This is a genomic window from Peribacillus sp. NPDC094092 (assembly GCF_050279365.1).
GTDB lineage: Bacteria > Bacillota > Bacilli > Bacillales > DSM-1321 > Peribacillus.
Genome location: NZ_JBNNUC010000001.1, coordinates 1,337,529 through 1,353,501 on the forward strand (window position 1 = coordinate 1,337,529; position 15,973 = coordinate 1,353,501).

At 36.5% G+C, this 15,973-nt stretch carries 15 protein-coding genes, 1 tRNA gene and 2 pseudogenes; 6 read left to right on the forward strand and 12 right to left on the reverse strand.

What is annotated here, in order from left to right; all coding sequences use genetic code 11:
- Positions 1-1,029 precede the first annotated feature (1,029 nt).
- Complete coding sequence (locus ACQKNS_RS06380; RefSeq protein ID WP_427641676.1) at positions 1,030-1,383, reverse strand: hypothetical protein; 354 nt, start codon at positions 1,381-1,383, stop codon at positions 1,030-1,032.
- Positions 1,384-1,682: 299 nt separating this feature from the next.
- On the opposite strand from ACQKNS_RS06380, the gene ACQKNS_RS06385 reads away from it, so the two are divergent.
- Positions 1,683-2,504, forward strand: a complete 822-nt coding sequence (locus ACQKNS_RS06385; protein ID WP_427641677.1) for an STAS domain-containing protein — start codon at positions 1,683-1,685, stop codon at positions 2,502-2,504.
- A gap of 818 nt (positions 2,505-3,322) precedes the next feature.
- On the opposite strand, the gene ACQKNS_RS06390 is transcribed toward ACQKNS_RS06385, so the two are convergent.
- The 10 genes and pseudogenes from ACQKNS_RS06390 to ACQKNS_RS06435 all read right to left on the reverse strand — a co-directional run bounded on the left by ACQKNS_RS06390 (position 3,323) and on the right by ACQKNS_RS06435 (position 11,862).
- Complete coding sequence (locus tag ACQKNS_RS06390; protein WP_144526961.1) at positions 3,323-3,739, reverse strand: hypothetical protein; 417 nt, start codon at positions 3,737-3,739, stop codon at positions 3,323-3,325.
- A gap of 314 nt (positions 3,740-4,053) precedes the next feature.
- A pseudogene (locus ACQKNS_RS06395) lies at positions 4,054-4,445 on the reverse strand (type II toxin-antitoxin system death-on-curing family toxin).
- A 41-nt stretch (positions 4,446-4,486) separates the two neighbouring features.
- Complete coding sequence (locus tag ACQKNS_RS06400) at positions 4,487-4,678, reverse strand: AbrB/MazE/SpoVT family DNA-binding domain-containing protein (protein WP_427641678.1); 192 nt, start codon at positions 4,676-4,678, stop codon at positions 4,487-4,489.
- Positions 4,679-4,824: 146 nt separating this feature from the next.
- Entirely contained in the window at positions 4,825-5,934 is a 1,110-nt protein-coding gene (locus tag ACQKNS_RS06405) for a Ger(x)C family spore germination protein (RefSeq protein ID WP_427641679.1), read from the reverse strand.
- Positions 5,931-7,031, reverse strand: a complete 1,101-nt coding sequence (locus tag ACQKNS_RS06410) for a GerAB/ArcD/ProY family transporter (RefSeq protein WP_427641680.1) — start codon at positions 7,029-7,031, stop codon at positions 5,931-5,933. Before ACQKNS_RS06410 ends, ACQKNS_RS06405 begins: the two co-directional genes overlap by 4 nt.
- A gap of 10 nt (positions 7,032-7,041) precedes the next feature.
- A complete protein-coding gene (locus ACQKNS_RS06415) occupies positions 7,042-8,616 on the reverse strand; it encodes a spore germination protein (RefSeq protein WP_427641681.1) in 1,575 nt (524 codons plus the stop codon).
- A gap of 181 nt (positions 8,617-8,797) precedes the next feature.
- Positions 8,798-9,406 (reverse strand): annotated as a pseudogene (locus ACQKNS_RS06420) (IS6 family transposase).
- A 664-nt stretch (positions 9,407-10,070) separates the two neighbouring features.
- A tRNA-Val gene (locus ACQKNS_RS06425) sits at positions 10,071-10,142 on the reverse strand.
- A gap of 560 nt (positions 10,143-10,702) precedes the next feature.
- A complete protein-coding gene (locus tag ACQKNS_RS06430; RefSeq protein ID WP_427641682.1) occupies positions 10,703-11,257 on the reverse strand; it encodes a hypothetical protein in 555 nt (184 codons plus the stop codon).
- A complete protein-coding gene (locus ACQKNS_RS06435) occupies positions 11,257-11,862 on the reverse strand; it encodes a hypothetical protein (protein ID WP_427641683.1) in 606 nt (201 codons plus the stop codon). The genes ACQKNS_RS06430 and ACQKNS_RS06435 overlap by 1 nt, the downstream gene beginning before the upstream one ends.
- 720 nt (positions 11,863-12,582) lie before the next feature.
- On the opposite strand from ACQKNS_RS06435, the gene ACQKNS_RS06440 reads away from it, so the two are divergent.
- Complete coding sequence (locus ACQKNS_RS06440; protein ID WP_076367067.1) at positions 12,583-12,804, forward strand: hypothetical protein; 222 nt, start codon at positions 12,583-12,585, stop codon at positions 12,802-12,804.
- Between the two features lie 17 nt (positions 12,805-12,821).
- On the opposite strand, the gene ACQKNS_RS06445 is transcribed toward ACQKNS_RS06440, so the two are convergent.
- Positions 12,822-13,379, reverse strand: a complete 558-nt coding sequence (locus ACQKNS_RS06445; protein WP_034314446.1) for a phosphatidylglycerophosphatase A family protein — start codon at positions 13,377-13,379, stop codon at positions 12,822-12,824.
- Between the two features lie 190 nt (positions 13,380-13,569).
- Between ACQKNS_RS06445 and ACQKNS_RS06450 the strand changes: the two genes are divergently transcribed.
- The 4 genes from ACQKNS_RS06450 (at position 13,570) to ACQKNS_RS06465 (ending at position 15,753) form a co-directional block, all read left to right on the forward strand.
- Complete coding sequence (locus ACQKNS_RS06450) at positions 13,570-14,292, forward strand: alpha/beta hydrolase (protein WP_427641684.1); 723 nt, start codon at positions 13,570-13,572, stop codon at positions 14,290-14,292.
- A gap of 91 nt (positions 14,293-14,383) precedes the next feature.
- Positions 14,384-14,899: a YjcG family protein gene (locus ACQKNS_RS06455; protein ID WP_427641685.1), complete on the forward strand. Its 516-nt coding sequence runs from the start codon at positions 14,384-14,386 to the stop codon at positions 14,897-14,899.
- Positions 14,871-15,332 (forward strand): GNAT family N-acetyltransferase, encoded by a 462-nt coding sequence (locus ACQKNS_RS06460; protein ID WP_427641686.1) that lies wholly within the window; start codon positions 14,871-14,873, stop codon positions 15,330-15,332. Before ACQKNS_RS06455 ends, ACQKNS_RS06460 begins: the two co-directional genes overlap by 29 nt.
- 157 nt (positions 15,333-15,489) lie before the next feature.
- The gene (locus tag ACQKNS_RS06465; RefSeq protein WP_427641687.1) at positions 15,490-15,753 is read left to right on the forward strand and encodes a hypothetical protein; all 264 of its coding nucleotides are present in this window, start codon (positions 15,490-15,492) and stop codon (positions 15,751-15,753) included.
- Positions 15,754-15,973: the final 220 nt, after the last annotated feature.

Below are 15,973 nucleotides of genomic sequence, written 5' to 3' on the forward strand. Positions count from 1 at the left end.
TTATTTTATCTAAACAGAAAATTCTTGATAAATTACAAGCCCCCATACAACTCCTGCTGTATGAGGGAACAGATGGCCTTTTCTAGAAACACATTTAAATTGTTAAGGTGTTAAGGTTTTGTATCATCATGTCCCTTTATACCCTTACTTCCACAAGTTTGATTGAATGCATTAAATGGAGTTCCATTGGCCTATTTCATTTGGGAGGCCCACCGCTTACAAGGACCATGATTTATGTAAAGATCATGCATCTGATCTTGCCACTCGATAGTAAATCCTAACAATCAAAGTGATATGCACTTCTGCATAGTGTACCAAAGTGGGTAACCTCATGCAACGAACGGTTCACCGTCACGCGCAGTTCCTGTACAAAAATAAAAAAGACCTAACCCCTGTTATATCAAGGATTAAGCCTTTGGAAGTTGCTGACCTGTAAGGGATTCGACCCACGGCCCCTCCCCCGTCCATTTTGATTCATATAATCAAAATGGTTTACTGCTTCAAATAAGTATAAAGAAAGCTGATTTCTCAGCGTTTTGTAAGGTCTTTATATCAGCTCTGTTAAATAAATAATGCTCAATGAAATAATGATAGGTGGTCTGATTCAATTATGACCAATCGTTTCATTTTCTTCCACTGACCAGTTAGGGAACAGGAGCTTCGATTTTATTAATTGTTCAAATGACAACCAATTTCATTTGAACTAAATTAGCTTTTCAAAAACTAAAAGCAGTTATATTTCATTTGCCTATATGGAACCTCAAAACAAAAAGACTTACCTTAAAGTTAAGGCTATTATGGAACATTACTTGATAAATCCATCGAGAAATTGATATAACTCTTCTAATTCACTTTCTTTTGCCACAATCCTTTGTAGCGTTGCCGACCGTGTAAGCCATGTCAGTAAACAGCCCTTCTTCCCTGGAAAAAGGGCTGTTGTAAAATTCAATGATATTATTTCATTAATTTTTTTCGAAACTTTTCAAAATAAAATGCCACCCATTGAAAATGAGTAGCAAGTAATACGAGTTATTTGAAAATAATTTGTAGTTTTCCATATACTTTGCCAGAGGAATATCCATCTTTCACATCAACATAAAATTTACCTATTTTCATATCTGTGAATAATGTATTTCCACCTGCCAAGCTATGATAGCCTGTACAATTTCCAGTACTAGCATTGCAGAGACGGGCCCATAAGTTACTATAATTAGTCAATAACATACTTTTAGAAGAGGTCTTTAAATAAATTGGGGAAACTAGTTCTACCTCTAAGTCACTACCTTTGTTAGGATTTCCAATTTCACCATCCCATTTTCCATCTTCTGTTTGAAAAGAATACTGAGGAACACTTGCTTGAGCAGAAGAAGTACTTAATACCATTCCACCTACCAGAACTAACACAAAGGTACTTAAGATTGAAAATAAGCTTTTTATGTTATTTCCTCCTCCAATCTTTATCCCTCTCATAATATCAGAATAAACTAATTATTAAAATAGTTAAAAATAACCAAAGCTTTTTATGTCCAAACATCTTTTGTTAATTTATGTGAAGATATTCACAATAATAATTAACAAAAATACAACTATTTTCCCGTTAAAATAGTTGTGTAAATGGGTTTAGTCATTATGATATCAGGGTAATTGTAGTTTTGGTATATAAAATATAGGGGGATTAAATTATGAAGGGGTCACTAGATACATATAAATTACTGGAATTCATCCAAGATAATAAAGCGGATTTTGAAGATTCATTATTAAACGAAGCATTTAATGTGAAAGATAAAATTGAAGAAATTTTAACGATCGGTAATATCGACCTGATAAATAATGCCCATAAGCTGGTTCAGTACATTATTGAGTCTAAAGAACAAGAACTTCAATCATTCGCTAAACAAGAAGGTATAGCTTGGGCGACACACGCAATACCTTTATCTTTCAAATTAGAGTGGGTGCAAGCCATTCGAAGAACTTTGTGGAGGTTCCTGCAAGAATTTAATGAGGTAAATAATAAGGTTATTACTGAAGAATTTTTTTCGGTAGAAAAACAAGTTAATAATCAAGTAGACAGATTTTTAAATGTTTTTTTCATCACATATTCTCAATACAAAGATTCATTGATAATGGCTCAAAAAGAATTGGTTGAAAATCTTTCGGTGCCTATAATACCAATAACACCCACTATATGTATTTTGCCTCTAATTGGTGCGGTTGATCTTTACCGAACGAATATTCTAGAGGAAAAAGTTTTAATAGAGATTGGAAAATTACGTATTCAAACATTGATTATGGACTTATCTGGAATTATGGAAATGGAGCCTGAAGTAATTGATCATTTAATGAAGATTATTGACGGCACTTCATTAATGGGATGCACCACTGTGATTACCGGGTTAAGAGCTGAAGTGGTTAGAAATATGATAAACTTAGGGATGAGATTAAATGAAAAAGCACAAACATTAGGAACTTTACAACAAGCATTGAATAAATACTTATTAAGGTAATCACGGAAAATCAAGGGTCGCATCGCCGACTCTTTTTTCTTTTTCAATTATTCTGACCACTATCTTAATATTTGTTCCTGCACGGCAGTTACATTATAAAAACTATAGTTGGGTATTAATTCAACACCCATACATTCCTTTTCTTCTTCAACTACACTGCGCCTTTAGTGAAAGAGCTGCCTTAAACAACTCCGATTTTCAGCTACCGCACCCATTAGATGAGGAATAGAGTTGACAAAACAAACTATGAAACAAAAAACCTCTATAAATTAGAGGTCTTTTTAGAACTATCTTGCATAACCTTATCAATTGCTGAGATAGTAGATTCTATATCGTCACAGGTTTCGATATACTGTGTATCCAAATGTGTTAGTTCATAACAATTATTGTCATAGCATGCAGACAATAACGGTATGCTATTTTTGTTTTTGAATGTTAATGTTATTTCACAGTTATTATACTGTTTTAAGGTTTCTAACATTGTTTTAATGTGGTATGAGGACATATCGTCTTAGTCTCCCTTCCATTACAGAGGGAAGATGACTAAGAAAAGTCAGGAAGTGCCCCATATAATTTATATTTAATTAACTATAATATACTAATGGTTAAAAGTATTGTTATTGTACCTCAATATAGCTGCACAGTACGAAACACACTACGCTTGTAACAAGCCTGCCCCTTTGGATAAAGGCTATCTCAGCAACCTTCCTTATTGAGTTAAATCGCCATCACTCAAAAGTCAGCTTCAGAGAGATTCTCCAAGGAGCTTCTTTTTCTTGTTTTAGTTTAAAGTCGGGTCTCCATTTTCTTAGAGTACATCAATTTATTAGCATTTTATCTAATTCACGAACTTTATCATATGACTCCAATAGTTGTTCAGGTATTAATGTTCTCCCATAGTCCCAAGCATTGGTTTCAATTTCAGATTTTAGCTTTTCTTTTTCTTCTTCATGACCATACATTAAAATCCTTAAATCATGTTTGTTTTTCTTAAAATCTAAATAATAACCAATCATACGATAAAGAATAATTTTAACAAAGTCTTCCTCTGTCTCTTTAATTCTAATTTTCCCTTTATAACCGTTAACTTGAAGGTAATTGAATTTTATAGTATTGGTCGAAACGTTATAACTCATAGGTGCACTCAGGTTATTATCAAATTCATGAATAATATCCAAATTGTGCTCATTTAATGTGTTATTAATTATCTTTTCGATATCGCTTATATAAAGCATTTAACTATCACTTCCCTTTTAAAGACTTACTTCATTATAGTAGTAATTAAATTATTCTTCCTTTATCAATATAATAAACTTTTGAGATAATAAATTCACACATTTAAAAATTCCCTTGTATGGTATTTGATCGTAATGATGATCCAACACATTATCGTATAGTGGATTTTACCGAGGAATATGATTATGTTCCTTTTAAAGAAAGACGAAAAAGGTGGGCTTGTTTTTACCTCCATCGTTAGCTGAATAAGCAAAAGGCTTTGCCTTAGGTAAAGACCCAATTAGCTTATTTGCTGCATGAATCTCGAACCCATTTATAAAGCCTTTATGTTCTCTTGGATGATTCTTGCGATAGCTTTAAAATCATACTTATGGTTGACGACATCTACAACAAAATCTTGCTCTTCTTCTATTCCCATTATCCATTGATAATGATTGATCTTCAGAAACATAATAAGGGAAGCAATTGCTGTCCTCTTGTTTGCGTTGTGGAACGCATGATTTTTTGAAATGGATTTGAATAAGGCTGCAGCCTTTTCATGAATAGATGGGTAAGCATCATTCTCGAAAAAGTTTGTCTAGGTCTGTTCACTGCAGAATCAAGGAGACCGGGATCTTTCACCCCGATTTGTTCAGTAGGAGAATAAACTTTTATTTTAATGGCATTGATAGCGAATAATTTGATTAGTGGAAAGATAGATAATATCCAATGGCATATTATCAATCACCAATTCCTTGAATGCTTCGTTAACATTTCCATAATTCTGCATCTACACCTTTAGGTAATTTCACATTTTTATTTTTCCTTAAAATGATTTCTTCACCCTTGAACTCAACCTCTAATTCTTCTCCAAAAGCTAAATTTGCAGTTTTCAACATTTCAACTGGAAACGTAATACCCAAGCTATTTCCGACTTTAGGTAATTTCCTAATGGCCATTATTTCTTTACGGTTTATACTACTTTTATCTGGAATCTTTTATTTTTGATTACACAAGAAAAGCTTGCAGATTTAATCCCTAAAAGAGACCTTATCCTAGAAACCGGGATCGGTTCTCAGCATCCCTTCATTATGAAAGCTTTTTCCTATTGATAATTCGTTGATCCTATGCCCTTAATTTTTGTTTTTACATGTATGTTTATTTTTGATTTTGCCAGAGTGTTCCCCCATTCTTCTTGTACTTTTTTCCACTCTTGATAAGTGTAGGCTCTTGCATACAGACCAAGTCCTAATGGATCAATTTGAGACTTTTGTATTTTTTGAATTAATTGATTGGTTTCATGCTCAAGCTCATTTGTAATGCTTTTTTCAAGCTTTGCATAATCTTTTCGGACATCGAATGGAAAGAGTTGTTCGGATAGCGAGATTTGTAAATCTACATTTATATCAAATACAAAGCGTCCATTGAACTTTACTTTCTTCTTTACTTTCAAATCTGAAATGGAGAAGCTGATGTATGGTTTGCCCTTACTGGCGGAGTCCATAGAAACCGGAATAGTTATGGAATAATCACCTTTTTGTTTACCTTCTAAAACATTTAATAATTGATTTTCTTCAGGTGTTATTGTTATTTTATACTGGCCGGACTGAGCTAGCAGTGCGGAGCCTGTTAGCTCGATTCTTTTTTTCTTTTTGATTTGGGTGATCCACGCCGTTGTCCCTTTGTCCTTCATTTGTCTGTGAAAATCCTGGAGGGTCGTATCTTTCACAATATTCCTCTTGGCGGCAGCATCAATTAAACTTGTTAAATATAGAGATAGTCGTGGTTTATCTGCTGGTTTATTGAAAATAACATCTGCAACAGATCCATCTACAGCGACAACACGCGCGGACACTGTATTTTTAGGATCTCTGAAGAAAGGATCGAGATAGTCAAACCAATCCTTCTTTTTAAGCAGTCGTTCTCCCACCAAAAGCAATTGCGTTTTACTTCCTGATGTTAATCCTATTACCCTCGCATCAAATTTTTCTCTTGAATGTCGGAGGGTGTATGATTTAACTTCATACACTTCTTCCTTATCTTTTGCCTCTTTACTAAATATCGGGCTTGACATATACACTAATAAATTATCTTCTTCATCTAAATCGAGGCCTAAAATAAGTGAGACGCTAACTTCCTCTATTGGTGTAGCATCCATACACCCAGAGAGTATCATTACAAGGATTAAAAGACACAATCCTATTTTTCGGCTCATGAAAATCTCCTCCGTGAAAATTTCTCATATCCCCAACTGTAAATCCATAAAAAAACGGGAAACACATATGCTACCGCAATCCCGGCATTCGATGCCCATTTTTGCCAGATTGTTACTTGCATCCATGTTGGTTGAACAAAAAATGTGCCCACGACAAGTAAACCTAACAAAACGGGCACATATAAACTATGATCCTGCTTATTCATTAATTGACTGAAACTAAAGACCGTACAGTACATGTACAAGATCCAGGCTCTTGAGGAAAAAAGGATCAAAATATTCAATATAACCACGTCAAGACGTTCAATAAACCGGAATTCAATCACTTTAAGCATACTTAGGACAGGCTGATTAAAACCGGTAATGCTATCCGGACTAAAGAAAACAAAACAGCTAATGGTTACAAAGAGATAAAAGAACATCGATAGGGTGTTGGCAATAATAATTCCATGAATGGCATATTGCTTTTTCTTTAAGAAAGGATAAAAGAAAAAGACAAGTTCAAACCCTAGGAACGAATAAATGACCGGCGGCACGGTAGCTGAAATTGACTCCCAACCAACTTTAAACAATGGAAGTAAATTCAAGAAACTTCCATCTTTTAATGGCAACAAAAAAATTACCGGGAGCCACATCGTCATATAGAAAATCAATTCATTATATCTTCCAATAACACGGAGACCACTCCTGACTATAAATAATACCGGGATTGAAAATAACAACACAATTAAGTAGTCAGGTGTATTGGGAAGAAACCATGCTTTTATATAAAGAAAAGTGTTAATAAATATCATCAAAGAAAAGCATAAAGTGTATCCAAGAATAATGAAAATAGCCACTTTACCCAGTATTTTCCCAAAAAATCGGATAAGAAGATCGTACAGCGTGTCATTTGGGTACTTCTCAGCCGTTTTCACCATAATAATACTGGCAGCAACGCTTAATATCCAACCAATGATGAGGCCCATCCAGCCGTCTGTTCCAGCCTTTTCGGCAACAACTTTAGGAAGCGACAAAAAACCGACCCCCATTTGGGTCCCAACAATTAAAAAAATATATTGCAGGAGGGTGATTTCATTATGAGTGTATTTTTTCATTTTCCTCACCTTATCTTTTAGGCTTTCCTTGACGATTGGATTGAATGGTCCTTACACTTTTTGGTCGTGTAATCATTTTCCATAAAGGAAAACGAATAAATGAGTCCTTCATATCAGCAAACCGGAAAGGAGCTAATGGGCTTGCATACGGAGTTCCCAGTGATTCAAGACTAATTAAATGGACAATCAACGTCATGGCACCAATCATGATTCCGGTACTTCCAAACATGACTGCTAATAACATCATGGGAAATCGCAGCATTCGAATAGCCGTCCCCATGTCATAACTTGGAATGATAAATGAGCCGATTGCCGTTGCAGAAACGACAATCACCATAATATTGCTTACTATACCTGCCTGAACAGCTGCCTGTCCGATCACAATTCCTCCCACAATTCCAACCGTTTGGCCTATTGGAGCCGGAAGACGAACGCCTGCTTCTCTCATCATTTCAATGGTAACCTCCATCAGGAGTGCTTCTATGATTGGCGGAAAGGGCACAACCACCCGTGATTCGGCTATGGATAAAAAAAGCTTTAAAGGAATGACTTCGTAATTATAGGATATAATGGCTACATATGTTGAAGGTAGAAATAATGTGATCATAAAAGCGAAAAATCGCAGCAACCGTATCAATGATGCAGCTAACCAGCGTGTGCTGTAATCATCAACACTCTGAAGAAAAGACATTAATGTTACCGGAGCAATTAAAACAGATGGCGAACGATCGACGATAACGGCAAATCGACCTTGAAGAATATGTGAAGCTGTTGCGTCCGGCCTCTCGGTTAATATAAACTGAGGAAACGGGGAATATGGGTTATCTTCAATGAGTTCAGATAGTTCACCAGTATTAATTATCACGTCCATTTGAATTTGTTTGATTCTGTCTTCAAGTTCCTGCAGTACTTCTTCACTAGCAACATCTCCCAAATAAACGATAAAGACCTTTGACTTTCCGCGAACACCGACTGTAAGTTCCTTAATGATCAATTCTCGGTTAGGAATGTATCTTCGCAACATTGCTACATTCTGGCCTCCGGTCTCTACAAATCCCTGATGGGCACCTTTCAGTGATGTTTCTAACTTCGGATCTTCAATCGCTCTTTGAGGCCATCCTTTTGTATCCAAAAGAAACGCTTTAGTTTCCCCTTGGATGAATAAGGCGCTGTCACCTGCAAAAAGTGCATTTTCAACGGAGTTCCATGAATGGACGTCTTCAACATCCCCTACAGTTGCAGGCAATCCCTTCTTTGGGTCGAAAGAGGATTGCATCACGGCATTTAGAACGCTATTGCTTATTGAATTTTTATCTGTTAAACCATCTACGTATACTAAAGCTGCCTTTGTTCCATTTCCGGCGAATTCGAAGTGGCGAATCACCAAATCCGGAGCATGGTGAAACATCTGCTGAAGTACTTGTATATTCATCGATAAATCAGGATACAGCGGATAATGATCTATCGAACTAAGTTTTTCTGAATAAACATTTTGGTTTGTTTGCTGGTATTTTGAAGAACGTTTCCTCTTAAATAAACCGGAGAAAAAAATATGAATCGCCCCCCTTTCTCTCAGATTTATCATTTCTCGCATAAGAAGAAATATACTCGATGCAGTAAAAAAATTAGACTAAGATGCTGCAGAAGGAGACGACCCGCTCTTTACGGTTCTAGTGCAAATATACCTGTTAGAAACATAGAACTTCAATGTCCTTTTCATCTATGAATTATGATGCTACTCCAAATAATTTATGTATGAATTCAATCTAACTTTGGACAGACTTCACCCCTTGTTGAAGTTGTCCTTTATTCAGCATATGCATTATCTCCACTCCACTGATGATCTGTTTGGCTGTTTGAAACGTTTTTAATGCTAGCATAGAACGGACTCGCTTCTTTATAAAGCGCTGATCTTGCTCCACTATGTTATCCTTCTATTGCTATAGGATAAGCAGGATTCTTATCGACCGACCTGACACGAGACTTAGAAACATGAAAAGACCGCAAGGCTTTCTTGAGGAAGCGCTTTGCAGCCTTTTTGTCACTTGTTTTACTGAAATAAAAATGAATCGTGTTTCCTTTGGAATCCACAGCACGATACAGATACATCCATTGACCTTTTACTTTGATGTACGTTTCATCGACTCTCCAGGAGTCATTTGTTTACTTTAGATGACGACGTACCCTTTCATCTATTCCGGTCCATATTGATGAAGCCAACGCATAACCGTTGTGTGAGCCATATATAAACCGTGTTCTTCCATCTTCTCCACTACATTACGAAAGCTCAAGTTGTACCGCAGGTACCATCTCACTGTTAACAAAATCATGTCAGGTTGATAATGTTTCCACTTGACTAAACTTTGCTTTTCCATACTGACCACTCATCTTTTTTAGAGTAATAGTATCAGTATGTCCAAGATTTAGAGATTATTTACAATTATCTTGAAGTTTTTGCACCAGAACCCTCTATATAGCCAGCAACATATAAAGCCAGCTCTTCTCTATATAGCACCTTTATTTGTCTTAAACGAGATAAAATGTATTCCCTTCTGGCCCAATTGGCAGGTAACCTGCTTCAAGCAGTTCTACTATAGGTAAAAAAAGATTCGGTTCTTCAACCAGTATTGAATAACAGGAGTGTGGTAATGTCCTGTAGATTCTAAAATGCCCATAGGCATCTACCATGTCTCTTTTCAAACTCTTTTACAAAGTCTAAAAAAGATCTAATTCCTCTTTGATGTGCTTCATTGAAAAGCTCGTCACACACGGTTTAGATTGATCAAAAATGCCTGAACTTAACTCTCTCCTTTAGCAACATCCAGACCAACAACTGGAATCATTGTTTAGAGCATTACGCCCATATGATGCCCAACCAAGATGATGAAGTGGCAGATATTTTCCACAACGCCCTTCAGAAGTCACGTTAGCAAAATGTGAGCAAATCACTATCATTGATTTAAACTCTCATCTAGTAAGACAAAATAAAAAAAGACCCAAATCCCTGTGATATCAAGGATTTGAGCCTTTGTTAGTTGATGACCTGTGAGGGATTCGAACCCACGACCCCTTCCCTGTCAAGGAAGTGCTCTCCCACTGAGCTAACAAGTCGTATGTAAATCAAGCTCTTTAGAGCTTGGTTTTAAACCTTACTTAGTTGCTTACTTCTTTACTGGACAAGATTTATTATATAGTGGTATTCAAAATAAAACAAGTAGTTTTGCTAAAAAAGTTTTTATCGTAAAGTGGCCTGGGAAAGTTAATCCTTGAAAGTTGCAAGCTTGTAAGAATCAGTTCAATATTTAAACGATTACATCTTAATGATTTCCCTATATCCATTATCCCCTATTCTTCGTAAAGCAGCCCAAATGAGAAGGTATCTTTTGTAGTCCAATACTGTTGTTGTCTTTATTTTAGTCATGACAATGGGAGTTGACTCTGAGTGTTCAATAGAGTTTACCCTCTTTTCCCGATAACCGCTTTTTTGAACAAAGTCAAAGAAGATAAGAAGCCAGCAGGATCTGACCCAAAAATTTCTCAGAATAGAATTCAACTAACCATTTATGAGGAGAATCCTAGGCTCCTACACATAAGATTTTCTCAACTTTAATTAACAAATAGGATGTCTATGTGCTCAATCTAAGACTTAAGCAAAAAAGCAGAAAAGATCTTTACATAGGAGAGGGGAATCTAGCAGCTTGAAAGTTGGTTAAAGGTGCCTCTGCTAAAATTTCTCCGTTTGCACCTGCGCTAAATATTACTTGTACCCGATCTCCGGCTTGTAACTGAAGGATTGTAGTAATCGATAGCTGAATAGGTCTTGATCTCTCAAAGAAGTCGTTTTCAATATCTATATCATCTCCGTTTACGTTAATTGAAATGGATGCTTTGTATCCTTCTTTTGAAGAACGTATTTTTTTGTCTTTTGGAGAATGACTTTTTTTACAATAATCACAGTTGCAGCTATTTCTTTTACAATAATCACATTTGCACTCTTTTTTGTTTTTTGAGGAATTATCACTTTTTCTTTTTGACGGACAAAATGAGACTTTTGCTGTTATCTCATAAATTCCATTCTCAGTTGGAATAAATGTTGATATATGCGGGTTATATTCATTTGCTAAATCAAATTGTTCAGTTTGGTATAAAACTTTTACAGAGGGAGTAACCGCTGCTTTGTAAAGTTGCGGTGTGTTCTTATTAGCCTTAAACGCAGATGCTCTCACTAGATTTTGTTTCTTATCTTCACAGTGACAGTCATCGGGTTTCTTTTGATCGCATATACAGTCATTGTGCTTCTTATGACAACAATGGCAATCATCCGGTTTCTTCGGAATACAAATACAGTCATTGTGCTTCTTATGACAACAGTGGCAATCATCCGGTTTCTTTGGAATACAAATACAGTCATTGTGCTTCTTATGACAACAATGGCAATCATCCGGTTTCTTCGGAATACAAATACAGTCATTGTGCTTTTTATGACAACAATGGCAATCATCCGGTTTCTTCGGAATACAAATACAGTCATTGTGCTTTTTATGACAACGATGGCAATCATCCGGTTTCTTCGGAATACAAATACAGTCATTGTGCTTTTTATGACAACGATGGCAATCATCCGGTTTCTTCGGAATGCAAATACAGTCATTGTGCTTCTTATGACAACAATGGCAATCATCCGGTTTCTTCGGAATACAAATACAGTCATTGTGCTTTTTATGACAGCTATGACAATCGTCCGGTTTCTTTCGAACACAAATACAGTCATTGTGCTTCTTATGACAGCTATGACAATCGTCCGGTTTCTTTTCCATACAAATACAGTCATTGTGCTTCTTATGACAGCTGTGACAATCGTCCGGTTTCTTTTGAACACATTTCTTATTAAGATATGTGGTGTCTACAAAGGAATTACAATGTGAAATAGTATAATGAGTTTTAATTATAATCACCTTTTCTTTTTTATTTTCTGGTTATTTTATTCACTAAAAGAAAAGGTGTTTGTACAATATGGTACAAAGTAAATATAAAACTAATTAAAACAGCAAAAATCCAATGATTTATAAACCAATTTTAAGAAGGGTCGTAGGAAGTCATATTAGAAAATTATCTTCTTCACTTTTTTCAAACACTTAAAAAAAACACTAAAAAAGAACACAATTAGCGGTCTCTTTTATTTGTTCAAAATCAGCAATGAAAATGAACTAATTTAATTAAAGCGTGGAAACAGATTCTCTCTTCTCTACCTGACAATGAGATGAGGTATAATGCACTTCAGTTGGGATTGGTGAAGAAGCAGCCATTGTACTTCTGCGAGGACCGTTAGAAGAAAGGTCAGAAGGGGAAGTTGAAGAGCTAAAAGAAGATGTTACAAAACAGCAATACATAATTTGTTATTTGTTTTTTAGTTAAAAATACACCCCATTATATTAAAAAGTGTTTGTTTTATCCCACCACAAAAAAGAACTAACGTTCCCTTTTCACTTGCATACAAAACGTATGTTCGCATATAATGATAGCAAGCAAGTCAGCAAAGGAGTGACAGGGAATGAAATATATACTTCGTAAACATATGGAAGAAAATGCTCCATTGGAGATCATTTATCTCTCCGAACAAGGGAAGATTACGCAGAGGAAAATTCAGGTGCTTGAGATTTACCCAGGCCATATTCACGCATTCTGTTTTCTAAGGCAGACAAAACGGACATTTAAAGTGGCCAATATCCTTTCTGCCCGCCTCATTAAGGCCCGGTTTGACAGGTCTGGATGAAGATTGTTAATCAAGGTTCAACCTATTAACTCTTCTTCTTCCTGGATGTCCTTTTCCTGTTCAGTTAACGATTCTTCTTCATCCCTCAGACGATGAGCTAACCTTGAGGCGGCACTCGCGGCAATGCTTGCAACGATATCATCCAGGAAGGTATGCACGATTCCTTCTTGCTTCTTATCAAGTTCGTGTATGACGCCTATTTTATTTTTATCCAAATGGCCAAAGGTCGTTACAGCAATGCTTCCGTAACCGAGAACTGCACCAAAGGCAATCGTTTCATCCACTCCGAATAGCCCTTCATCGGACTCAACGATCGATTGAAGGGGTTCTGATAGCTTTTTTTGCTCTGCCAGTTTATCCAGCTCCACACCGACTAAAATGGCATGTTGAATTTCCCTTTTCAACAGGACACGCTCAACGCTGTGGATGCATTCCTCCAGCTTAAGATCAGCTTTGTACGGGAACTGCAATTCGTAAACGATTTTTGCAATTGCCTCCACACTGACACCACGCTCTAATAATGTTCGTTTAGCCGCCTTTGTTACTTCCCTGCTGTGTACGTGTACATCTGCCATTTTATTCGCCACCTTTTTTTGTATTATTTTTCTATATCCTTGTATTATACCACCTTATAATTTAAATTTTTAGAAAATATGGCGAAAATTTTATATTCTAAATTCTTGTCACGGGAAAAAGTCGCAAGGCTATGCTAAAATAATCAAGTAAGTTGTTTTTCATTAATATTTATCATTGAGGTGCGGGAAAATGAGTTTACGCAAAGGCACAATTAAAGAGTACATGTTTAAAAGCGAAGCTTTAGCAGAAGAATTGGAACTGCTTGTTTACTTGCCTGCTAACTTTTCGCCATTGTATAAATATTCGCTTGTGATTGCTCAGGATGGCCGTGATTATTTTCAAATGGGCCGAATTGGCCGGGTAGCAGATGAACTGTTAGGGAACGATGAGATCGAGAATATCATCATTGTCGGCATTCCCTATAAAGACCGCTTTGACCGCTGGCGCAAATATCATCCGGACGGTGAACAGCACATTGCATACATACGTTTTCTTGCCCATGAACTTGTCCCGTTTTTAGATGATGAATTCCCAACCTATCAAATGGGACATGGTCGAACTTTGATCGGTGACTCCCTTGGCGGTACAGTTTCTTTATTGGCCGCTTTGCAGTACCCGCATACCTTCGGGAAATGCATCATGCAGTCGCCGCTTGCCAATGAAGCAGTAATGGACGCTGTACGTAATTTTGAGGATCCGCATCTTCTCGAACTTTATCATGTGATCGGGACTGATGAGACAGATGTTCCGACGACGGATGGCAACAAGGCAAACTTCATAGAACCAAATAGGGAATTGCATAAATTAATAAACCAAAAAGGATTTCCTTGCTTCTATGAAGAATTTGAAGGTAATCATACCTGGAAATACTGGCAGGCAGATTTAAAACGAGCACTATTGGAAATGTTTTAATTTACTCGAACCATCTCTCTTTGAGATGGTTTCAAGTAAAAACATGTCCAACTATAATACAACAATAAAAAAATATCAGGAGGTTTTATTTATGAAATATGGTGTTGCAATTTTCCCTTCAAAAAAACTTCAAGATTTAGCTAACTCCTATCGCAAACGGTATGATACGAAATATGCTTTCATACCACCGCATCTGACGCTTAAACCAACGTTCGAAGCGACGGATATGGAAATTTCAACAATCGCTGAACAATTAAAAAGCATTGCTCAAAAGTGCAGGCCTTTTACGATGAGCGTTACGAAAACGAAGTCTTTCCAACCCGTAAGCAACACTATTTATTTCAAAGTGGAATTATCCGAAGGGCTTAAAGAGCTTCATGATGCACTCAACAATGAGGACTTCATAAAAAGTGAAAGTGAACATGCATTTGTCCCGCATATTACCATCGCTCAAGATTTATCCGATAATGAGCATTCTGATGTTTTAGGCCAATTAAGCATGCTTGACATCAGCCATGAAGAAGAGGTGAAACGAGTTCACTTGCTGTATCAACTTGAAGACGGGGCATGGACCGTTTATGAAACATTTAGATTGGGAGCTGAATGATTTCGTGTTTGTAAAAATCGCAGAGAACAGCCAAGAACTTGAACATGCATATATGATCCGAAAAAAAGTGTTCGTCCAAGAACAAAACGTACCTCTTGAAGAAGAGATCGATGAATATGAAAAAGAGTCCACGCATTTCGTTTTATATGATGAGCAGCATCAGCCAATCGGTGCCGGCCGATTCAGGGTCATTGACAACATCGGTAAAATCCAGCGCATTTGTGTACGATCATCGGGCCGTAAGAAAGGTGCCGGTGCCATGATCATGAATGCTATCGAGGAATACGCAATCCAGCAGGAAGTGCCTCAATTGAAGCTTGATTCCCAGGTGCATGCTATCCCTTTTTATTCAAAATTAGGGTATGAGATCGTTTCCGACGAATTCATGGATGCTGGCATTCCTCATAAAACGATGAAGAAAACCATTTTATGAAATAAAAAAGCTGTCCATTCAGTCTTCTGATTGGACAGCTTTTTTGTTCGTTCCTGGACTTAAATATCGTTTTATAAAAAAAACCATTTGGGTTCAATGGCAATCTCCTCAAAAATACATAGTCTATATATAGAAAGCAAGAAGGAGGGAAAATTTTATGGGTAACAATGATTTTAACTTGGAGGAGTCTCAAAAAAGACTGATGGAACTGCTGGTTTCGAGGACTATGAGAAAACATGGTTTCAAAAAGGAAAAAGTCGATCTAACTGAAAGAGAGAAAAACAACCTTAAAGAAACCATACGTTATTTACAAGAGCAATCACTAAAAATCATAAACCAAGAAAAGAACATCACGGAACATGATGTTAATCCAGTTACAAATTCCATTCACAACAAATTCAAGGATTCCAAAGATAAATGACGCACCATATCACCTAATCACCCTACTTGCTGGCGAGAAATAAGTAAACCGAGACATAGCAGCACATACATTTCATTCCTAAAGCTCCAGCTTCTTTATTATTCATCCCCCACACACTAATACTTTCTCTAAGTATTTAAAAAATAGACGAATGAACTGATTTATTCGTCCAACCCGATTAATCATCAAAGCATATTTTAATAGGGAATAAAACCTAAGG